Raw genomic sequence first — 19535 nt, forward strand, 5'->3', positions numbered from 1 at the left:
GCCCCCGCTTTGGTGTTTCTCGCGTCATTTCGCAACGGGGAGTTGAGTTTATGTGATCGAGTTGCGGCCAGGCAAGAAGCTGCCTGAGTTGAACGCGTTGATTCCTATGTGCCCAGTTGGCCCGGCTGTGTACGCTCGGCGCTCGCTGGCGGCCGTGGACATCGGCCCGGCGACCGGAATAAGCGGAATGGCATCGTCCGACCCCGGACATTCGGAGTGCAAGGGCACCTATGTTTCTCGTCCACCTATCACTGCGGCCTCGTCGGCCCGATGCGGCCGTGCCGTCGTCGGCGGCGGAGGCCATCGCCGGGGCGTGCGCCGGCCGGGACGGCTTCGAGCACGTGAGCGTGCATCCGGACGCCCTGCCCCACCCGATCCTGGGCTTCTACCTGCGTGCCGATTCCCTGGAGGAGGCCGAGTCGGCGACCCTCTCCCTGTGGTGCCGTGCCGGCTCGGCCGTTCCGGAGCTGAGGGCCTGGGAACCGGTCCGTGCCGAGGGCCCGTTGTTCCGGCCCGACCTCGAAGCGGACCCGATCCCGGGGCTGGGGTGGACGGAGTAGGTCATGGCCGGTTTACCTCCCACCCGCGTGCTTTCCTTCGTCCGGCGCGGACGGCAATCTTCTGACTGTAGCCAGCATCCAGTCACGGGGGTAACCGATGTCTCACCTGATTTCGCGCAACGCAATTCGCAGCCTGATTCTGGCCGGTGTTCTCGCGCTGGCGACCGGATTCGCCGTGCAGGTCGAGGAGGTCGAGCCCCGGACGCAGGAGGTCCAGGTGCTGGCGGACGGCCCGGTGAATTACGGGGCCACCCCGACCGACCACGGATGGCAGTGAAGCCGACAGCCGCTGAATCGGATTGCCTTCGCGTGATGGGAATGGTTGTGGACCGGGCAGATTCAGAATATCTGATCAAACTTCAGCAATCCGTCCTCAAGGAACTTCCCGTGGAGAGAGTTCCGGTGGAAGTCCTCCGGACGGGATTCTCCGCACGAGTGCACGGTGAAGACGCCGATCACATCCGGATACTCGCCGAGAACGCCGACGACCTCCCGCCGATCCTCGTCCACCGCCCGACCATGACCGTCATCGACGGTGCCCACCGGTTGCGCGTGGTCGAGCTGCTGGGAGAGGACCGCATCGCGGTGCGGTTCTTCGACGGCGACCAGGAGGATGCACGACTCCTGGCGGTGGCGGCCAACATCGCGCACGGCCGGCCGCTGTCCACGACCGACCGGACGGCCGCCGCGATGCGGATCTTCTCCGCGCACCCCCAGTGGTCCGACCGGGCCGTCGCGGTGGTGGCCGGACTCTCCCCCAAGAAGATCGGGCGGCTCCGCAGGGAGATGGCGCTGCCGCAGTCCGACAGCAGGGTCGGGCGGGACGGCCGGGTCCGGCCCATCGACACCGCCCACCGGCGGGAACGGGCCGGAGAGCTCATCCGGACCAACCCCGGCTTCTCCCTGCGCCAGATCGCGGCCGAAGTCGGGCTGGCCCCGGCGACCGTCGCGGACGTGCGCAACCGGATCCAGCGCGGCGACAGCCCGGTGCCCCGAGGCGTACGGGGCCGCGCGGCCCAGGCCGCGGACGCGGCGCGACACGCTCCGGCGGAAGCGGTCACCGTCCGGGTGCCCGCGACCGGAGCCACGGTCACCCGGCTGCCGTCCGCACGGCGCCGTACCCTCGCCGAGGAGAAGGCACCGGTCATGGCCCTGGAGGACGTCAGGAAGATCACCGGCATGCTGACCCGCGACCCTTCGCTGCGGCACAACGCCTCGGGGCGCTCCGTCCTGCGCCTGCTCGACGTCTGCTCCCTGATCACCCGGGAACGGCAGAAGATCGCCGAGACGGTGCCCGCGCACTGCAAGGAGTCGGTGGCGCGGCTGGCCGAGGGGTACGCCGGGATGTGGCGGCTGCTCGCCGAGGAGCTGGTGCAGCAGGTCGAGGAGATGTACGAACCGGGCGGAGACGGCCGGCCGCTCAGCGCGTGAACCCCGGGCGGACGGGGTCGCAGCCGCCCCGCGCCGAACGGCGACGGGGCGGCCCGGCGGACCGGTCACACGACCCTCGTCCGGGAGTTCTCGGAGGTCGCCGTGGTCGAGCGCGCCCGGTGCGGGCGTCAGTCACCGACCTGGTGTTCCACGCGGTGGCGGATGTACTCGTCCGGATGGGACCGGGCGATCGCCACCGCCTCGTCCACCAGCGCGTGCAGCTCCGGCCGGTACGACGACTTCCTCAGCGGCAGCAGCGGCAGGATGCAGCGCCGGACGTCCAGGTGCTCGTTGCGCACGAACTCGGCCAGTGCGGCGCGGTACCACGCGGTCAACACCGACGTGTCGTCGTCGTCGGCCGGTGCCGGGTGCTCCGCCCGGACCTCGGGCATGCGCGCGGTCAGGGCCGACCAGTACCAGGCCCGTGCGGCGCCCGCCCGCTCGGGATCGGTGCCGGTGAGCAGGTAGTCGAGCAGTGCGGCCTGGACGCGCCGGTGGCCGAAGGCGTTGAGGGCCGGTTCGACGAACTGCCGGTTGAAACTGGGGTTGGGGTCGTGGACCGCGGCCGCCATCAGCGCGTCGAAGGAGTAGTCGGAAAGGACCACGCCACGCCGCCAGAGCTCGCGCAGTGCGGCCCGGGCGCGCTGTTCCCACGTGGGCCCGCCGGCCTGCTCCGGCTCGGCGGCGACCTCGATCCCGAGGACCCTTAAGAGGTCCGCCAGCGACCGGGCGAAGCCCTCGCGCCGGGTTTCCGGGCTCCCGGGTATCGCCATGAACTCCGCCGTGTTCCCATCCGCGGTCATACGTCGCTCCTCTGCCCGGGCCGTGGCCCGCCGTACGCGTGTGATCCGACGTTCATACCAGGATGGCAAGCTTGAAGGATGAACGATGCTGCCCCGGCGCCCACCCCCGCGCCCGCCCCCCGCAAGCGTGCCCGTGTCCGTGCCCCAGAGCTGATCGGCAAGGGCGGCTGGATCAACACCGGCGGGAAGGACCTGAAGCTTGCCGACTTCCGAGGTCGCACATTGATCCTCGATTTCTGGACGTTCTGCTGCATCAACTGCCTGCACGTCCTCGACGAGCTGCGCGAGCTGGAGGAGAAGCACCGCGACACCGTCGTGATCATCGGGGTGCACTCCCCGAAGTTCGTGCACGAGGCGGAGCACGCCGCCGTCGTCGACGCCGTCGAGCGGTACCAGGTGCACCACCCCGTGCTCGACGATCCGGAGCTCGCGACCTGGAAGCAGTACGCCGTACGCGCCTGGCCCACGCTCGTCGTGATCGACCCCGAGGGGTACGTCGTCGCCCAGCACGCCGGCGAGGGACACGCGCACGCCATCGCCCGTCTGGTCGAGGAGCTGGAGGCCGAGCACGAGGCCAAGGGCACGCTGCGGCGCGGCGACGGGCCCTACGTGGCGCCCGAGCCGGTGGCCGGAGCCCTGCGCTTCCCCGGGAAGGCGCTGCTGCTGCCCTCCGGGAACCTGCTGGTCTCCGACTCCACCCGGCACCAGCTCGTGGAGCTGGCCGCCGACGGCGAGAGCGTCGTACGCCGTATCGGCAGCGGCGAGCGCGGCTTCGCCGGGGACAGCTTCAGCGAGCCGCAGGGCCTCGCGCTGCTGCCCGACGGCAGGGTCGTCGTCGCCGACACCGTCAACCACGCGCTGCGCGTCTACGACCCGGCCACCGGGCAGGTGGAGACCGTCGCCGGGACCGGCCGGCAGTGGTGGCAGGGGTCGCCGACCTCGGGGCCGGCGCTGGAGGTGGACCTGTCCTCGCCGTGGGACGTGGCGTGGTGGCAGGGCCGGGTCTGGATCGCCATGGCCGGCGTGCACCAGCTGTGGACCTGGGACCCGGAGGCCGGGACGGTCGAGGTCGCGGCCGGTACGACCAACGAGGGGCTGCTCGACGGGCCGGCCGCCGAGGCCTGGTTCGCCCAGCCCTCGGGGCTCGCGGCCGCCGGGGACCGGCTGTGGATCGCCGACTCCGAGACCAGCGCCCTGCGGTACGTGGAGGCCGGTGACGAGGGGTACGTCGTCAGGTCCGCCGTGGGCACCGGGCTGTTCGACTTCGGGCACCGGGACGGCGACGCCGCCCAGGCGCTGCTCCAGCACCCGCTCGGCGTGACGGCCCTGCCCGACGGCTCGGTCGCGGTGTGCGACACGTACAACCACGCGCTGCGCCGCTACGACCCGGCGACCGGCCAGGTCTCGACGCTGGCGACCGATCTGCGCGAGCCCAGCGACGCCGTGCTGGTGGGCGAGGACATCGTCGTCGTCGAGTCGGCCCGGCACCGGCTGACCCGGCTGCGCCTCCCGGAGGAAGCGGTCCGGGTGGACGCCGTCGCCCACCGCACGCAGCGGGCCGCCACCGAGGTGGCGCCCGGCACGCTCCGCCTCGACGTGGTCTTCCAGGCGCCGGCCGGGCAGAAGCTCGACACCCGCTACGGGCCCTCCACCCGGCTGCTGGTCTCCTCGACCCCGCCGGAGCTGCTGGCGGCCGGCGAGGGCGCCGGGACCGACCTGTTCCGGGAGCTCGCGCTGAACCCGGAGGTCACCGAGGGCGTCCTGCACGTGTCGGCGATGGCGGCGTCCTGCGACGACGACCCCGCCAACGAGTACCCGGCCTGCCACGTCCACCAGCAGGACTGGGGCGTCCCGGTCCGCGTCACCCCCGACGGCGCCTCCCGGCTGCCCCTCGTCCTCGCGGGGATGGACGCCGAGGGGTAGCCGGCCGGGGTCTTCCTGGGGGGCTCAGCCCTCCAGGAAGGCCACCAGGGCGTTCGCGAGGAGGAACGGGTCGTCCGCGCCGCACAGTTCGCGGGCGCTGTGCATCGAGAGGATCGCGACGCCGATGTCGACGGTCTGAATGCCGTGGCGGGCGGCGGTGATCGGGCCGATCGTGGTGCCGCACGGCATCGAGTTGTTGGAGACGAAGGTCTGCCACGGGATGCCGGCCCGCTCGCACGCGGCGGCGAACACGGCGCGCCCGCTGCCGTCGGTGGCGTACCGCTGGTTGACGTTGACCTTCAGGATCGGTCCGCCGTTGGCGCGCGGGTGGTGCGTCGGGTCGTGCCGCTCACCGTAGTTGGGGTGCACGGCGTGTCCGGTGTCCGAGGACAGGCAGATGGTGCCCGCGAAGGCCCGCGCGCGGTCCTCGTACGAGCCGCCGCGGGCGAAGACTGAACGTTCCAGCACGTTGCCCAGCAGCGGGCCGTCCGCGCCCGTGTCGGACTGCGAGCCGTTCTCCTCGTGGTCGAAGGCGGCCAGCACGGGGATGTGGTCGAGCTTTCCGGTGGCGGAGACCGCGGCGAGGGCCGCGACGCCCGCGTGGACCGACAGCAGGTTGTCCATGCGGGGGCCGGCCACCAGCTCGCGGTCGCGGCCCAGGTACGAGGGCGGCTCGATGGAGTGGACCATCAGGTCCCAGCCGGCCACCGACCCCTGTTCCAGGCCCTCTTCCTCCTCCAGGAAGGCGATCAGGTCGCCCTCCTGCACGTCGCCCAGACCCCAGATCGGCTGCATGTGCCGCTGCTTGTCGAGCTTGAGGCCGTCGCTGTTCACCGACCGGTCCAGGTGCACGGCGAGTTGGGGTACGCGCAGCAGGGCGCGGTCCACGTTCACCAGGCGCTCGGTGCCGTCGCGCAGGGTCAGCCGCCCGGCGAGGCCCAGGTCGCGGTCCAGCCAGGTGTTGAGCAGGGTGCCGCCGTAGATTTCGACGGCGATCTGCCGCCAGCCCTGGGAGCCCGTGTCCGGCAGCGGCTTGACCCGCAGGTTCGGGGAGTCGGTGTGTGCGCCGATGATCCGGAACGGGGTGTGCGCGGACGCGCCTTCGGGGACGAACCAGGCGATGAGCGCACCGCCGCGGAGCACGAACTTGCCCCCGGTGCCCGTATCCCAGGCGTCCGTTTCCGACAACTGCCTGAAGCCCGCCTTCTCCAGCCGCTCCGCCGCGTTGGCCACGGCGTGGTACGGCGACGGACTGGCCGTCAGGAAGGTCATCAGATCGTCGGTGTGGCCGCGGTCGAAGCGGGCGGGAGAGCTCATCGTATTTCCCTTGTGTGGAAGCCCCCGGCTTCAGCCGGGTGAGGAAACGCATTTCCGGCTCGGAACCTCGCCGCGGCGGATTGCCGGAGCGTGAGGCTGTGACCTGTGCTGGTGTTCGGATCGTGCCCGACCCTAGCGTCCGCGGGGCGGTGGTTCCTTCGGCGAAGAGGTCGTTGAAGTACCGTTTCTATCCGACTCGCGCACGGTCCGTGGAACTGTCGCGGACGGTCGGGTGCGTGCGGCGTGGCTGCGGCCCGGCTCCGCCCGCCCGTGCCGAGGACGGCCGTGGAGCGGCTGTCGGACCTCATCGAAGGTCTTCCTCTCGGTCGGGGCGGGCCGCGGTGGAACAGGAACCCCACGCGTGAGCGTGGGAACCCCCTCCGGCCGGGGAGGGGAGGAAACCAAGTGGTTCACCTTAACGAGGGCCCGGATGCCTTCTGTCACGGCCGGACGGTGCGGACGGTCCTGACGGTGCTGACGGCCGGGTGGACCGGCTCCGTGCCCGCGTGCCTCTCTGCGGTCCCTTCCGTCTCAGCCCGGCGGACGCTCGAACCGGCGCTGCAGCTGCCTGCGCTCGCCCCGGCGGATGCGCGGGAGCATCTCCGGGGTCTGCGGGGAGCGCTGCGCGCGCCTCTTGCGTCCGGCGCAGAAGATACAGGCCTCGCCGGGAGGAGCGTCGGGGTCGATCGGCGCGCCGGGATGTTCGGCGCATCCCGAGGCATTGCGTGGCCGGGAGAGTTCGCGGGCGACGATGAAGGCGCGGTGGAGGTCGTCGGCGATGCGCACGAAGTCCTCGGCGGGTGAGGACAGGCCCAGGTGGAACCGCTGGTCCTCGACGGTGCGCACGTACGTGCGCAGGCGCTGGAGCGTGTACGGGGGGTCCGGTACGGGGTACCCGAGACGCCGCTGCTCCCCGGCGGGTGCGGCGGGCGGGCCGCCACGGCCGCGCTGTCCGAGGCGCCGGCGGTCGTTGCAGATGAGGCAGCGGCCCCAGCCTTCGGGTGCCTCGGGGTCGAGAGCGCCGTTGGGGTGCTCGGGGCAGCCGGTGTAGCTCTTGGCGGGAGCCAGTCCGGTGGCCGTCTGGAAGGCCACGTACAGCGCGTCGGCGATGGTGTCGTACTCGGCGGGGTGGGCGCCGTCGTACAGCTCCTTCAGGTGGTCGCCGAGGCTGCCCAGGCTCGCCTGCAGCTCCTTGAGGGCGTACGGCCGCCCGGTGGGGACGGAGTACCCCCTGCTGCCGTGCTGATCCTGTGGACTCATGTCTACGAGCGTCCCATGAACAACTGACATCGCGGAAAGCCGCAGGACAGGGGCCTGGGGCCGGGTACGCGCCAGCGGCCGGGCCCCTGTGCGGGGGGCCCGGCCGCTGGTGCGTGTGCGCGGCGGTGGCGCGGTGGGGACGCCTGTTTAGAAGGCGGCCTCGTCGAGCTCCATGAGGGAGTTGTCGACGGACTCGGCCAGCGCGCGGGCGACCGAGACGTTCGGCAGGACCTGCGACGCGAAGAACTTCGCGGCGGCGATCTTGCCGGTGTAGAAGGGGACGTCCTTCGCGGAGGCGGTCGCCAGCTTCTCGGCGGCCACGGCGGCGCCCTTGAGCAGCAGGTAGCCGACGACCACGTCACCCGAGGCCATCAGCAGGCGGGTGGTGTTCTGGCCGACCTTGTAGATGTTCTTGACGTCCTCGCCGGTGGCGGTGAGGTCGACGATCATCTGGCCGACGATGGCCTCCAGGTCGACGGCGGCCTTGGCGAGCGCGTCGCGGGCGCCGGCCAGCTCCTCGCCGCCGACGGCCTCGGCCAGGAACTTCTTGATCGTCTCGGAGAGGACGTTCAGGGAGGCACCCTGGTCGCGGACGATCTTCCGGAAGAAGAAGTCCTGGCCCTGGATGGCGGTGGTGCCCTCGTAGAGGGTGTCGATCTTGGCGTCGCGGATGTACTGCTCGATCGGGTACTCCTGCAGGTAGCCGGAGCCACCGAAGGTCTGCAGGGACTGGGCGAGCTGCTCGTAGGACTTCTCGGAGCCGTAGCCCTTCACGATCGGCAGGAGCAGGTCGTTCAGGCCGATCTCGGCGGAGGCGTCCTGGCCGGCGGCCTGCTTGACCTGGATCTCGTCCTGCACGGAGGCCGTGTAGAGGACCAGGGCGCGCATGCCCTCGGCGTAGGCCTTCTGCGTCATGAGCGAGCGGCGCACGTCGGGGTGGTGCGTGATGGTGACCTTGGGCGCGGTCTTGTCCATGAAGTTCGCCAGGTCCGGGCCCTGCACGCGCTCCTTGGCGTACTCCAGCGCGTTCAGGTAGCCGGTGGAGAGGGTGGCGATGGCCTTCGTGCCGACCATCATGCGGGCGAACTCGATGATCATGAACATCTGGCGGATGCCGTCGTGCTTGTCGCCGATCAGCCAGCCCTTGGCGGGGTGCTGGTCGCCGAAGGTCATCTCGCACGTGTTGGAGGCCTTGAGGCCCATCTTGTGCTCGACGTTGGTGGCGTAGACGCCGTTGCGCTCGCCCAGCTCGCCGGTCTCCCAGTCGAAGTGGAACTTCGGGACGAGGAAGAGGGACAGGCCCTTGGTGCCCGGGCCGTGGCCCTCGGGGCGCGCGAGGACGTAGTGGAGGATGTTCTCCTCCATGTCGTGCTCACCGGACGTGATGAAGCGCTTCACGCCCTCGATGTGCCAGGAGCCGTCCTCCTGCTGGATCGCCTTGGTGCGGCCGGCGCCGACGTCCGAGCCGGCGTCCGGCTCGGTGAGGACCATGGTGGAGCCCCAGCGCTTCTCGACGGCTATCTGCGCGACCTTCTTCTGCGCCTCGTTGCCCTCCTCGTGGAGGACGCCGGCGAACGCCGGGCCGGAGGAGTACATCCACACGGCGGGGTTCGAGCCGAGCAGGAGCTCCGCGTAGGACCAGACGAGGGAGCGCGGCGAGACGGTGCCGCCGATCTCCTCCGGGATGCCAAGACGCCAGTACTCGGAGTCCATGAAGGCCTTGTAGCTCTTCTTGAACGAGGCCGGGACCGGGGCGGTGTTGGTCTCCGGGTCGAAGACGGGCGGGTTGCGGTCGGCGTCCGCGAAGGACTCGGCCAGCTCGTTCTCGGCGAGGCGGGCGATCTCGGAAAGGATGTTCTTCGCGGTCTCCGCGTCCATCTCCTCGAACGGACCGGTGCCGTACTGCTGGTCGCGGCCGAGCACCTCGAAGAGGTTGAACTCGATGTCGCGGAGATTCGACTTGTAGTGCCCCATGGCGACGGCTCCGTTAAGGCTCGGGGAGACAGGTTCCTCGTACATACCAATCGGTAACAACATGATGCTACCCACCGGTAATAACGGCAACCCTTCGGCTCCGACTGTGACCAGGGTCAAAGCTCGCACCAGACCGTCTTGGTCCGGTACCCCTCGGTGACCCCCCATCGCAGCGCCACGGCGTCCAGCAGGGCGAGCCCCCGCCCGGACTCGTCGGTGGCGGCCGCCTCCCGCCGTACGGGCCGGGCCCGCGGGTCGGGATCGGTGAGCTCGACCCGCGTACGGGCTGCCCTTCCGGTCCCGGTGACGCGCAGGGTGACGGGCGTGCCCTCGCCGAGGTGGGTGATCACGTTGGCCAGCAGCTCGCTGACGCACAGCTCGGCGTCGCCGGATCCCGGGCCGAGGTGCTCCCGCACGGCGTGCCGCAGTACGGGGGCCGCCTGAGGGGTGGCGAGCAGCCGGACGGTGAGCTCGTTCACGGCTTCGCCAGCGCTTCGGCCAGCCGCTGCGCGGTGGCGGCGCTGCAGTTGCCGAGCGTGATCAGGGGCGGCGAGTCGTACCGCCCGGCGTAGGAGAGCAGGTGTACGTCCAGCGAGGGCAGCGTGATCCCGTGCGCGGCGAGCGCGGCGCGTAGGGCGGTGAGGGCCGCGGTGGCCTCGCGGTCGTGGGGGTGGTCGCTCATGGCGAACCCTTCCGTGGCGGAGTGTGACGAACTCCTCACAGAGTGGTGCGGTGGTGCGTACGGTGGGAAGGGTTTCCCGTTGCGCTGGACAAGTGGCAAATGGCGGTGGTGGGTTGTGCCTGCTCGCAAGGACCCGGACGCGTCGGCGAACGTGCCGTCCTTCTACGGCGCGGAGCTCCGTTACAAGCGGGAGGCGGCCGGACTCACGCTCGACCAGCTGGCGGAGGGCAGCTTTCGGGGTGTGCCGTTCCTGAGTCAGATCGAACGCGGCGAGCGCAGAATGCCGCTGGACCTGGCCCGACACGTGGACGTGAGGCTGGGCACGGACGGCTTTTTCGAGCGCCGCTGTGAAGACGCGCGCCGCGCGAGGCAGTCGGGGTACGCCGAATACTTCGCGGACGTCGCGGAGATGGAGCCGTTCGCCGAGACGATCGAGGACTGGGCTCCGATGCTCGTGCCGGGGCTGCTCCAGACCCCGGCATACGCGCGGGCGATCAGCCGCGCCGCAATGCCCCGGGCAGCCGACGAGGCGATCGAGGTCCTGGTGGCGGCCCGGATGGGCCGGGCGAAGCTCTTCGACGGGGAGTGCCCGCCCGAATTCTGGGTGGTGCTGGACGAGTCGGTGATCCGCCGCCCGGCCCTGCCCGCGCCGCAGATGGCGGAGCTGCTGGAGCACATCGCGGCCGTGGTCCGCCGGACCAGGTCCATTCTGCAAGTCGTCCCGGAAACGACCGGGGCACACGCGCTCATGATGGGCATGGCGAGGTTCATGACCTTTCCGGACGCGCCGCCCGTGGTCTACGTGGAGAGCCTGCACAGCGGCCAACTCATCGACTTTCCGGCGCTCGTGAAGGACTACCGCAGGTCTTACGATCTGCTGAGGGCCGCCGCCTTGCCGCCGGAGGCGTCCCTGGCCCTCCTCGACGCCGCGGCAGAGGACTACCGAAATGGCAAGCAGCGCAATTGACCTGAGCACCGCGACCTGGCGCAAGAGCAGCTTCAGCAACGGCACCGGCGGGGAGTGCGTCGAGGTGGCCGAGGGTTTCATCGGCGCTGCCCAGTGGCGCAAGAGCAGCTACAGCAACGGCACGGGCGGCGACTGCGTCGAGGTGGCCGAGGGTTTCATCGGCGCTGCCCAGTGGCGCAAGAGCAGCTACACCAACGGTGACAACGGCGACTGCGTCGAGGTGGCGGACGGGCTTGCCGGAGTCGTTCCCGTCCGGGATTCCAAGCGGCCCGACGGCGGCACGGTCGTGGTGAGCGCGGCAGCCTGGGGGCTCTTCGTGGCCGCGCTGAAGGGCTGCTGACCGCACCCCGCAGGGGAGCCGTAGAGGATCGGTGACCGGTACCGGCCGGTACGGCCGCAGGCGCTCGGTAGGCTTCGGCCCATGTACGGCTACGACCAGAACCCGGGTGCCCAGCAGCAGTATGCGCAGCAGCCCCCGCAGGGCTACGCGCAACAGGCGCCGCCGCTGTACCCGGAGCCGTCCCCGCCCTCCCTCACGGACGCCGTGCGGGCCTTCACCACGGGGTCCCTCTCCGCCGAGGACTTCCAGCAGATCTTCGCCACCTCGAAGGTCTACTGCCCGCGCGGCGACACCCCCGGGTTCCTGGCGCTGCACAACACGCAGCACCCGGTGATCCCGATGTTCACCACGCTCAAGGAGCTGCGCCGGTACGCCGGCAAGGAGTCCAAGTACTTCGTGATCACCGGCGCCGAGGTGATCGACCTGCTGCCGACCGGGTACGGCTTCGTCCTCGACATGGAAGGCGACCACCGGATGGTCTTCGACGCGAAGGCGGTCGAGCAGATGGTCGACTTCGCCATGCGCCGCATGTATGGCTAGACGCCATTGCCACGCAGATGGCTAGACGCCTGACCTGACGGGGGCGGCATTGCTGAGGGTGCACTTCACCGCCGAGGACCTGTTCGACGTCACCTTCGCGAGCGAGCCGCTGCCGATGGTGGAGCTGGCCATGGCGCTGGTCGCCTGGCAGCGCACCGACGAGGCGGCGGTCTTCGGCCGCTGGCGGAGCCGTGTCGGCCGGGAGCTGCCCGCCCGCGCCCGCCCGCTGCTCGACCTCCTGCGCCCCGACGGCGACAACCCCCAGTTCGTCGAGCCGTACGCGCGCACCCTGGAGGAAGGCCTCGCCGCCGTACGGGAGGCGGGTACGCGGCTCACCCCCGAGGAGCTGCGCCGCGTCGCGGCCCGGGCGCCGGGCGGCGCGTCCTGGCTGCGTGCGCTGTGGGGGCAGGAGCGCGAGGCGTGGGACCAGCTCGACGGCGCGCTGCGGTCCGCGTACGAGGTGCTCGTCGCCCCGCACTGGCCGCGCATCCGGCAGTCCTTCCAGGCGGACGTGGCCTGGCGGACCCGGCTGCTGGCCACCCACGGCATCAAGGCCGCGCTGGCGAGCACGCACCCGGCGGCGGGCTGGACGGGCACGGCCTTCGAGGTCGACCGGGACCCGGCGTACGAGATCCGGCTGCCGGGCCGGGGCCTGCTGCTGATGCCGTCGCCGTTCTGGACGGGGCGGCCGCTGCTCGCCGGGCACCCCTCGGGGCGCCATGTGCTGCTGTACCCGGCGATGACCCCGCTGCCGCTGGTCGGCCCGGGCCCGGCGGAGGGTGCGCTGGACGCGCTGCTGGGGCGCACCCGGGCGGCCGTGTTGCAACTTCTGGTCCAGCAGCGCACCACCAGTGAGCTGGCCCGGGACCTCGACATCAGCCTCCCGTCGGTCTCGGAGCACACCCGGACCCTGCGCGCCGCCGGCCTGATCACCACCCGGCGGGACGGCAGGGCGGTCCTGCACTCGGTGACGGGGCTGGGCGTGGACCTGCTGCACAGCGGCGGCTGAGCCACGCTTCGGTCCTGCCCGAAAGGATCGCGGCCCGGACCGGTCCGCCCGCAGGATCGGTGCGGCGGGGGACGAGGACCGGGGCCGTGGCGGCCGCGGGGGTGATGGCGTCGGGTACGGGGGTCCTGGCGGCGGGATCCGCGCGGGCGTCCGCGGTGCCGGTCACCCTGTCGCTGGAGTAATCGCAGGTCAGGACAGGTGGGGCCCCGGAGGAATTTTCCTCCGGGGCCCTTCTGTTGTGTCGGTGTGGCAGAAAGTTCGAGTTTCAACTAAACTCGACGCAGAAGGAGGTCCTGACCATGCCCGCAGTGACTGTTGAGAACCCGTTGACCCTTCCGCGAGTGGCCGCGCCGCAGGCCGCCGTCCCGCGCAAGGTGCTGGCCGTCGTCTCCGCTCCCGGTGGGTTCGAGGGCGAGGGATTCCCGGTGCGCCGCGCGTTCGCCGGGATCAACTACCAGTACCTCGACCCGTTCATCATGATGGACCAGATGGGTGAGGTGGAGTACGCCCCCGGCGAGCCCAAGGGCACGCCCTGGCACCCGCACCGCGGCTTCGAGACCGTCACGTACCTGATCGACGGGACCTTCGTCCACCAGGACAGCAACGGCGGCGGCGGAGTCATCAACGGCGGCGACACCCAGTGGATGACCGCCGGGTCCGGCCTCCTGCACATCGAGGCGCCGCCGGAGTCCCTCGTCGTGTCCGGCGGGCTGTTCCACGGCCTCCAGCTGTGGGTGAACCTCCCGGCCTCCGACAAGATGATGCCCCCGCGCTACCAGGACATCGGCGGCGGGCAGGTCCAGCTGCTGACGACCCCGGACGGCGGTTCCCTGCTCCGTGTCATCGCAGGTGAACTGGACGGCCACCAGGGCCCGGGCATCACCCACACCCCGATCACGATGATCCACGCGACCGTGTCGCCGGGCGCGCAGATCACGCTGCCGTGGCGCGAGGACTTCAACGCGCTGGCCTACGTGATGGCCGGGCGCGGGTCCGTCGGAGAGGACCGCAGGCCCGTGCAGACGGGGCAGACGGCCGTCTTCGGCGAGGGCGGCTCGCTCACGGTGCGGGCGGACGCGTCCCAGGACTCCAACGCCCCGGACCTGGAGGTCGTGCTCCTCGGCGGACGTCCGATCCGGGAGCCGATGGCGCACTACGGGCCGTTCGTGATGAACAGCAAGCACGAGCTGCAGCAGGCCTTCGACGACTTCCAGGCGGGCCGGCTGGGCCGCATCCCCACCACCGCGCGCACCGGCCTCGGCCACCGCGGCACGGGCGAGGCCGACCAGGACTGACCCGGAGGTCCTAGGCGGGATCCACGGGCCCGGGCGCCGCATCCGCGGTGTACCGGGCCCGCAGCTCCGAGATCACCCCGAAGACGGCGGCGGTCAGCGGCACCGCCAGCAGCATCCCGAGGATCCCGGCGACGCTCGCGCCCGCGGTGATGGCCAGCATCACCACGGCCGGGTGCATCTGCACGGTGCGGCTCTGCACCACCGGCTGCAGCACGTAACCCTCGATCATCTGGACCAGCAGCACCAGGCCCAGCGCCCACAGACCGATGATCCAGCCCCGGTCGGCGAAGGCCACGAGGACGGCCACGGCGCCCGACAGGATGGCCCCGAGGTAGGGGATGTAGGCCGTCACGAAGACCAGGGCGGCGAGCCCCAGCGCACCCGGCACGTCGAGGACCAGCAGGCCCGCGCCGATCAGCACGGCGTCCACCAGGGCCACGAACGTGGTCCCGCGCATGAACCCCTCGACGGCCTCGAAGGCACGCCGGCCCATGGCCTCCATCAGGTCGCCCGAGCGGCTCGGGACGATCGAGCGCAGCGTTCCCACGGCTCCGTCGGAGTCGCGCAGGAAGAAGAAGATCAGCACCAGCGCGAGCAGCACCATCGCGATCATCGAGCCCACCACGCTGATCCCCGAGACCACGCCCGAGGCGGCCGTGCCGCCGAACTTGGCGAGCAGGTCCTTGGAGTTCGCCGCGACGTCCTCCAGCGAGGTCCCCACCGCCCCGAAGTGCTCGGAGACCATCTCGCCGGCCTTGCGCAGCGAGTCGACGATCTCGCCGCCCGTCTCGATGAGGGCGAGGACGACGACGTACGTGGCCCCGCCGACGACGGCGACCACGGCGAGGCAGGTCAGGGCCGCGGCCAGTGAGCGGTTCACCCCCATGCGGACCAGGCGCCGGTGCATCGGCCCGAGCAGGGCCGTACCGAGCACGGCCAGCAGCACGGGCGTCACGGCGGCCTCGAAGACGGTGCACAGCCACACGCCGACGGCGAGGACCGCGGTGACGAGCAGGACGACGCCGCACCAGGCGGCGAGCCGCCGTACGGGCTCGGGCAGGAGACGATCCGGGGGATTGGACACCGCTGCATCCCATCACACCCCATCACGCCCCATCACACCCCGTCGCGCCGTGCCGACGGGTCAGAACGCCTGGTCGGCGTCCGCCTTCGACTGCTCGTGCAGCTCGAACCAGATCGACTTGCCCTCGCCGCGCGGGTCCACGCCCCACGCGTCGGCCAGCATCTCCATCAGCAGCACCCCGCGCCCGCTGGAGGACATCTCCCCCGGCTGGCGCTTGTGCGGGAGCTCGTCGCTGCCGTCGGCGACCTCGACGCGCAGCCGGCGCGCGCCCAGCTCGCCGACCGCCTCCGCGACCAGCAGCGCGTCGCCGTCGGTGTGCGTCAGTACGTTCGTCACCATCTCGGAGACCATCAGCACCGCGGAGTCCACCTGGTCGGCGTCGGCCCAGTCGTGCAGCAGCTCGCGGATCTGCTGCCGCGCGCCCGCGATCCGTTCGGGCTCCACCTGGGCCACGGTGAGCACGGTGCGGCGCACGGGCCGGGCCGGGTGCGGCAGCGGGGAGCCGGGCCCGCGGTCCGCGCTCTCGCGGCGCAGCAGCACGACCGCTATGTCGTCCTCGCGGCGGTCGGCGAGCGGGCCGGTGGTGTGGTGCGAGGACGGCCCGTGCACGGCCTGGACCAGCAGGTCGGCCAGCCTTTCGAGGTGGGCCGGCGCGACGTGTGCCGCCGTGGCGGCCGCCCCGTCCTCGTACGCGGCCTCGTACCCGCCCTCGTACGGGCCGTCGTGCGCGCCCTCGTGCGCGTCGGACTCCAGGACCGCCCGCAGCCGCGCCCAGCCGGTGTCGAGGTCGTGCCCGCCGGTCTCGATGAGCCCGTCGGTGCAGAGCATCATCGTCTCGCCGGGCTCCAGGGTGAACCGGGTGGTGGGGTAGTCGGACTCGGGATCGATGCCCAGCGGCAGTCCGCCCGCGGTGGGGCGCATCAGGACGGTGCCGTCGGCCATCCGGATCGCGGGATCGGGGTGGCCGGCGCGGGCCACCTCCAGCATGCCGGTCCGGGGATCGCACTCCACGTACAGGCAGGTCGCGAACCGCGGGCTGAGGAAGTCGGAGTCCCGGCCGCCGTCCGGCCCGTACGGGCCGGACTCCGGGGAGGAGCACAGCCCGGCCAGGAAGCGGGAGGCCCGCGAGAGCACCGCGTCCGGCCGGTGGCCCTCGGACGCGTACGCCCGTACGGCGATCCGCAGCTGGCCCATCAAACCGGCCGCCCGGACGTCGTGCCCCTGCACGTCGCCGATGACCAGCGCGAACCTGCCCGACGGCAGCGGGATCATGTCGTACCAGTCGCCGCCCACCTGGAGTCCGCCGCCCGTCGGGACGTAGCGGGCCGCGATCCGCATGCCGGGGATCTCCGGGCCGAGCTGCGGCATCATCGACCGCTGCAGGCCGGTGGTGAGTTCCCGCTCGGACTCGGCCACGACGGCGCGCTGGAGCGCCTGGGCCAGCATCCGGGCGACGGTCGTCAGGACGGACCGCTCGTCGGGGGAGAAGGACGCCGGGTGCTTGAAGGCGGCCATCCAGGCGCCCATGGTCCGCCCGGCCACGATCAGCGGCAGGAACGCCCAGGAGACCCGGTCGAAGCGCTGCGCGAGCGGCCAGGCGGCCGGGAAGCGCCGTTTGTAGTCCTCGGGAGTGGCCAGGTAGATAGCCCGCCCGGTACGGACGACCTCCGCCGCCGGATAGTCCGTCTCCAGCGGCATGTCGGAGAACGGGCCCTCGTCCCCCGGATCGTGCCCGTGGTGCCCGATGATCGACAACCGGTCGCCGGCCACCCCGAAAACGGCCAGCCCGTCCGGGCTGAAACCGGGCATCGACAGCGAGGCGGCGACCCGCAGCACCTCGGCCGTGGACCGTGCCTCCGCCAGCGCACGGCCCGCGTCCAGCAGGAAGGCCTCGCGGGAGCGCCGCCAGTCGCCCGTGATGGGGGTGTGGGCGGCCGTGGTGCCGGGCTGCGGCTCGGCGATCTCCTGGATGGTGCCGATCAGCTCGTAGTCCGTGGTCCCTCCCCCGGACTCCGTCCGGGGGGACCCCCCTGGCGCCCGGTTCTCCACCGGCTTGGAGCGGCTGCGCACGGTCCGCAGCACCCGGCCGTCGACGTCCATGATCCGGAGCCGGGCCTCGGCGAGGGTGCCCTCGGCGACGGCCATGTTGACGATCCCGTTGATCTCGTTCCAGTCCACCGGGTGGAAGCGGGACCGTACGGTGGCCTCCGGCAGCACCACCGGTTCGGCGGGCAGCCCGAGGAGCCGGGCGGCCTCTCCGTCGAGAGTGACCGTCCCGGAGGCGTTGTCCCATCGCCACAGACCGGTCGCGATGGCGGCCAGGACGTCCTCGGTGCGCACCCGGCCATCTTTACAGGTCGCATCCGTTACGTGCCTGTTCGCCCGGACCGTTCGGCCGGACCGCCGGACGCATCTGCGCAGGCCGGAGGGAGTGCCCGCCCCGCCACCTTCCCGGACGGTAACCTTGGGACGGTTGAATCCACCCTGGTATCGCGTAGAACTGGATGACTGATGCATCGGTACAGGTCCCACACCTGCGGCGAGCTCCGCGCTTCTGACGTCGCCGCCGACGTCCGACTGAGCGGCTGGCTGCACAACCGTCGAGACCTGGGCGGCATCCTCTTCATCGATCTGCGCGACCACTACGGCATCACGCAGCTGGTCGCCCGGCCCGGCACCGCGGCGAACGAGGCGCTGAGCAGCGTCACCAAGGAGACCGTCGTCCGCATCGACGGCAAGGTCGTCTCCCGCGGCGCGGACAACGTCAACCCGGAGCTGCCGACCGGCGAGATCGAGATCGAGGTCTCCGCGGTCGAGGTGCTCGGCGCGGCCGCCCCGCTGCCGTTCACGATCAACACCGACGACGGGGTGAACGAGGAGCGGCGCCTGGAGTACCGCTTCCTCGACCTGCGCCGCGAGCGCATGCACCGCAACATCATGCTGCGCTCGGCCGTCATCGCGTCGATCCGCTCGAAGATGGTGGCCCTCGGCTTCAACGAGATGGCGACCCCGATCCTCACCGCGACCTCCCCCGAGGGCGCCCGTGACTTCGTCGTGCCGTCCCGCCTGAACCCGGGCAAGTTCTACGCGCTGCCGCAGGCGCCGCAGCAGTTCAAGCAGCTGCTGATGATCTCCGGCTTCGACCGCTACTTCCAGATCGCGCCCTGCTTCCGCGACGAGGACGCCCGCGCCGACCGCTCGCCGGGCGAGTTCTACCAGCTCGACGTGGAGATGTCCTTCGTCGAGCAGGAGGACGTCTTCCAGCCGATCGAGCGCCTGATGACCGAGCTCTTCACCGAGTTCGGAGGCGGCCGCGAGGTCACCTCGCCGTTCCCGCGGATCCCGTTCCGCGAGTCGATGCTGAAGTACGGCAACGACAAGCCCGACCTGCGCGCCAAGCTGGAGCTCGTCGACATCACCGACGTGTTCGCGGGCTCGGAGTTCAAGGCGTTCGCCGGCAAGCACGTGCGTGCCCTGGCCGTCCCGGACACCGCCGCGCAGCCGCGCAAGTTCTTCGACGGCCTCGGCGAGTACGCGATCTCGCTGGGCGCCAAGGGCCTGGCCTGGGTGCGCGTCGGCGAGGACGGTGCGCTGACCGGCCCGATCGCCAAGTTCCTCACCGAGGAGAACGTCAAGGTCCTCACCGAGCGCCTGGGCCTGGTCCCCGGCCACGCCGTGTTCTTCGGAGCGGGCGAGTTCGACGAGGTCTCCAAGATCATGTCCGGCGTCCGCGTCGAGGCGGCCAAGCGTGCGGGCCACTTCGAGGAGAACGTCTTCCGGTTCTGCTGGATCGTCGACTTCCCGATGTACGAGAAGGACGAGGAGACCGGCAAGATCGACTTCTCCCACAACCCCTTCTCCATGCCGCAGGGCGGCATGAAGGACCTGGAGGAGAAGGACCCGCTCGACATCCTGGCCTGGCAGTACGACATCGTCTGCAACGGCATCGAGCTGTCCTCCGGCGCGATCCGCAACCACGAGCCCGAGGTCATGCTGAAGGCCTTCGAGATCGCTGGTTACGAGGCCGAGACCGTCGAGCGCGAGTTCGCGGGCATGCTGCGCGCGTTCCGCCTGGGCGCCCCGCCGCACGGTGGCATCGCCCCGGGCGTGGACCGCATCGTGATGCTGCTGGCCGACGAGCCGAACATCCGCGAGACCATCGCCTTCCCGCTGAACGGCAACGCGCAGGACCTGATGATGGGCGCGCCGACGGTGCTGGAGGAGGCCCGTCTGCGCGAGCTGAACATCGCGCTGCGCAAGCCGGTCGAGACGAAGGCGGCCGCTGCCGAGCGTCCCGTCGGCGAGGCCGTCCACCCGGACGCGGCGCGCTGACGTACGGCGGTAGGTCGG

The 19535-nt window shown here is 71.2% G+C and carries 19 protein-coding genes; 11 read left to right on the top strand and 8 right to left on the bottom strand.

All coding sequences use genetic code 11. The features are described 5' to 3' along the window. Positions 1–278 precede the first annotated feature (278 nt). The 3 genes from DEJ51_RS17295 (at position 279) to DEJ51_RS17300 (ending at position 1991) form a co-directional block, all read left to right on the top strand. Positions 279–560, top strand: a complete 282-nt coding sequence (locus tag DEJ51_RS17295; protein WP_150258398.1) for a hypothetical protein — start codon at positions 279–281, stop codon at positions 558–560. Between the two features lie 97 nt (positions 561–657). Further along, positions 658–837 carry a hypothetical protein gene (locus tag DEJ51_RS34550; RefSeq protein ID WP_190620446.1) on the top strand — a complete coding sequence of 60 codons (180 nt, stop codon included), beginning with the start codon at positions 658–660 and terminating at the stop codon, positions 835–837. Positions 838–995: 158 nt separating this feature from the next. Then, positions 996–1991, top strand: coding sequence for a ParB/RepB/Spo0J family partition protein (locus DEJ51_RS17300; RefSeq protein ID WP_190620448.1), 996 nt, complete (start codon positions 996–998; stop codon positions 1989–1991). Between the two features lie 128 nt (positions 1992–2119). Here the strand turns inward: DEJ51_RS17300 and DEJ51_RS17305 are convergent, their stop codons facing one another. Continuing rightward, positions 2120–2794 carry a hypothetical protein gene (locus DEJ51_RS17305; protein ID WP_223835849.1) on the bottom strand — a complete coding sequence of 225 codons (675 nt, stop codon included), beginning with the start codon at positions 2792–2794 and terminating at the stop codon, positions 2120–2122. Positions 2795–2872: 78 nt separating this feature from the next. Here DEJ51_RS17305 and DEJ51_RS17310 point away from each other — a divergent pair, with 78 nt between their 5' ends. Continuing rightward, positions 2873–4717 carry an NHL domain-containing thioredoxin family protein gene (locus DEJ51_RS17310; RefSeq protein ID WP_150258400.1) on the top strand — a complete coding sequence of 615 codons (1845 nt, stop codon included), beginning with the start codon at positions 2873–2875 and terminating at the stop codon, positions 4715–4717. A 24-nt stretch (positions 4718–4741) separates the two neighbouring features. On the opposite strand, the gene DEJ51_RS17315 is transcribed toward DEJ51_RS17310, so the two are convergent. Continuing rightward, positions 4742–6034 carry a M18 family aminopeptidase gene (locus tag DEJ51_RS17315; protein WP_150258401.1) on the bottom strand — a complete coding sequence of 431 codons (1293 nt, stop codon included), beginning with the start codon at positions 6032–6034 and terminating at the stop codon, positions 4742–4744. Positions 6035–6183: 149 nt separating this feature from the next. Between DEJ51_RS17315 and DEJ51_RS35855 the strand changes: the two genes are divergently transcribed. Further along, positions 6184–6399 carry a helix-turn-helix domain-containing protein gene (locus DEJ51_RS35855; protein WP_223836184.1) on the top strand — a complete coding sequence of 72 codons (216 nt, stop codon included), beginning with the start codon at positions 6184–6186 and terminating at the stop codon, positions 6397–6399. A 166-nt stretch (positions 6400–6565) separates the two neighbouring features. Here DEJ51_RS35855 and DEJ51_RS17325 read toward each other — a convergent pair whose 3' ends face one another. The 4 genes from DEJ51_RS17325 to DEJ51_RS17340 all read right to left on the bottom strand — a co-directional run bounded on the left by DEJ51_RS17325 (position 6566) and on the right by DEJ51_RS17340 (position 9950). Further along, positions 6566–7294, bottom strand: a complete 729-nt coding sequence (locus tag DEJ51_RS17325; RefSeq protein ID WP_150258402.1) for a hypothetical protein — start codon at positions 7292–7294, stop codon at positions 6566–6568. 147 nt (positions 7295–7441) lie between these two features. Continuing rightward, positions 7442–9268 carry an acyl-CoA dehydrogenase gene (locus tag DEJ51_RS17330; RefSeq protein ID WP_150261980.1) on the bottom strand — a complete coding sequence of 609 codons (1827 nt, stop codon included), beginning with the start codon at positions 9266–9268 and terminating at the stop codon, positions 7442–7444. Between the two features lie 116 nt (positions 9269–9384). Continuing rightward, entirely contained in the window at positions 9385–9747 is a 363-nt protein-coding gene (locus tag DEJ51_RS17335; protein WP_150258403.1) for an ATP-binding protein, read from the bottom strand. Continuing rightward, positions 9744–9950, bottom strand: coding sequence for a hypothetical protein (locus DEJ51_RS17340; protein ID WP_150258404.1), 207 nt, complete (start codon positions 9948–9950; stop codon positions 9744–9746). Before DEJ51_RS17340 ends, DEJ51_RS17335 begins: the two co-directional genes overlap by 4 nt. Positions 9951–10065: 115 nt before the next feature. Between DEJ51_RS17340 and DEJ51_RS17345 the strand changes: the two genes are divergently transcribed. The 5 genes from DEJ51_RS17345 to DEJ51_RS17365 all read left to right on the top strand — a co-directional run bounded on the left by DEJ51_RS17345 (position 10066) and on the right by DEJ51_RS17365 (position 14101). After that, a complete protein-coding gene (locus tag DEJ51_RS17345) occupies positions 10066–10917 on the top strand; it encodes a helix-turn-helix domain-containing protein (RefSeq protein ID WP_150258405.1) in 852 nt (283 codons plus the stop codon). Then, positions 10898–11257, top strand: coding sequence for a DUF397 domain-containing protein (locus tag DEJ51_RS17350; RefSeq protein WP_150258406.1), 360 nt, complete (start codon positions 10898–10900; stop codon positions 11255–11257). The genes DEJ51_RS17345 and DEJ51_RS17350 overlap by 20 nt, the downstream gene beginning before the upstream one ends. Before the next feature lie 81 nt (positions 11258–11338). Next, a complete protein-coding gene (locus DEJ51_RS17355) occupies positions 11339–11797 on the top strand; it encodes an SseB family protein (RefSeq protein WP_033215170.1) in 459 nt (152 codons plus the stop codon). 58 nt (positions 11798–11855) lie between these two features. Next, positions 11856–12806, top strand: a complete 951-nt coding sequence (locus DEJ51_RS17360; protein ID WP_223836185.1) for an ArsR/SmtB family transcription factor — start codon at positions 11856–11858, stop codon at positions 12804–12806. Between the two features lie 299 nt (positions 12807–13105). Beyond that, on the top strand, positions 13106–14101 hold the full coding sequence (locus DEJ51_RS17365) for a pirin family protein (RefSeq protein WP_150258408.1): 996 nt from the start codon (positions 13106–13108) through the stop codon (positions 14099–14101). 10 nt (positions 14102–14111) lie between these two features. On the opposite strand, the gene DEJ51_RS17370 is transcribed toward DEJ51_RS17365, so the two are convergent. Both DEJ51_RS17370 and DEJ51_RS17375 read right to left on the bottom strand, forming a co-directional pair. Beyond that, positions 14112–15185: an AI-2E family transporter gene (locus DEJ51_RS17370; protein ID WP_150258409.1), complete on the bottom strand. Its 1074-nt coding sequence runs from the start codon at positions 15183–15185 to the stop codon at positions 14112–14114. Positions 15186–15245: 60 nt separating this feature from the next. Then, complete coding sequence (locus tag DEJ51_RS17375; protein WP_150258410.1) at positions 15246–17525, bottom strand: SpoIIE family protein phosphatase; 2280 nt, start codon at positions 17523–17525, stop codon at positions 15246–15248. A gap of 171 nt (positions 17526–17696) precedes the next feature. Here DEJ51_RS17375 and aspS point away from each other — a divergent pair, with 171 nt between their 5' ends. Next, positions 17697–19517, top strand: coding sequence for an aspartate--tRNA ligase (aspS, locus tag DEJ51_RS17380; protein ID WP_150258411.1), 1821 nt, complete (start codon positions 17697–17699; stop codon positions 19515–19517). Positions 19518–19535: the final 18 nt, after the last annotated feature.

Source organism: Streptomyces venezuelae (assembly GCF_008642275.1).
Taxonomy (GTDB): domain Bacteria; phylum Actinomycetota; class Actinomycetes; order Streptomycetales; family Streptomycetaceae; genus Streptomyces; species Streptomyces venezuelae_E.

Bases quoted from the DNA above. Each gene is read 5' to 3' on its own strand.
- DEJ51_RS17325 (WP_150258402.1), bottom strand. From the start codon at position 7,294: ATGAGTCCACAGGATCAGCACGGCAGCAGGGGGTACTCCGTCCCCACC.
- DEJ51_RS34550 (WP_190620446.1), top strand. From the start codon at position 658: ATGTCTCACCTGATTTCGCGCAACGCAATTCGCAGCCTGATTCTGGCC.
- DEJ51_RS17350 (WP_150258406.1), top strand. From the start codon at position 10,898: ATGGCAAGCAGCGCAATTGACCTGAGCACCGCGACCTGGCGCAAGAGC.
- DEJ51_RS17305 (WP_223835849.1), bottom strand. From the start codon at position 2,794: ATGACCGCGGATGGGAACACGGCGGAGTTCATGGCGATACCCGGGAGC.
- aspS (WP_150258411.1), top strand. From the start codon at position 17,697: ATGCATCGGTACAGGTCCCACACCTGCGGCGAGCTCCGCGCTTCTGAC.
- DEJ51_RS17330 (WP_150261980.1), bottom strand. From the start codon at position 9,268: ATGGGGCACTACAAGTCGAATCTCCGCGACATCGAGTTCAACCTCTTC.
- DEJ51_RS17365 (WP_150258408.1), top strand. From the start codon at position 13,106: ATGCCCGCAGTGACTGTTGAGAACCCGTTGACCCTTCCGCGAGTGGCC.
- DEJ51_RS17310 (WP_150258400.1), top strand. From the start codon at position 2,873: ATGAACGATGCTGCCCCGGCGCCCACCCCCGCGCCCGCCCCCCGCAAG.
- DEJ51_RS17315 (WP_150258401.1), bottom strand. From the start codon at position 6,034: ATGAGCTCTCCCGCCCGCTTCGACCGCGGCCACACCGACGATCTGATG.
- DEJ51_RS17340 (WP_150258404.1), bottom strand. From the start codon at position 9,950: ATGAGCGACCACCCCCACGACCGCGAGGCCACCGCGGCCCTCACCGCC.
- DEJ51_RS17355 (WP_033215170.1), top strand. From the start codon at position 11,339: ATGTACGGCTACGACCAGAACCCGGGTGCCCAGCAGCAGTATGCGCAG.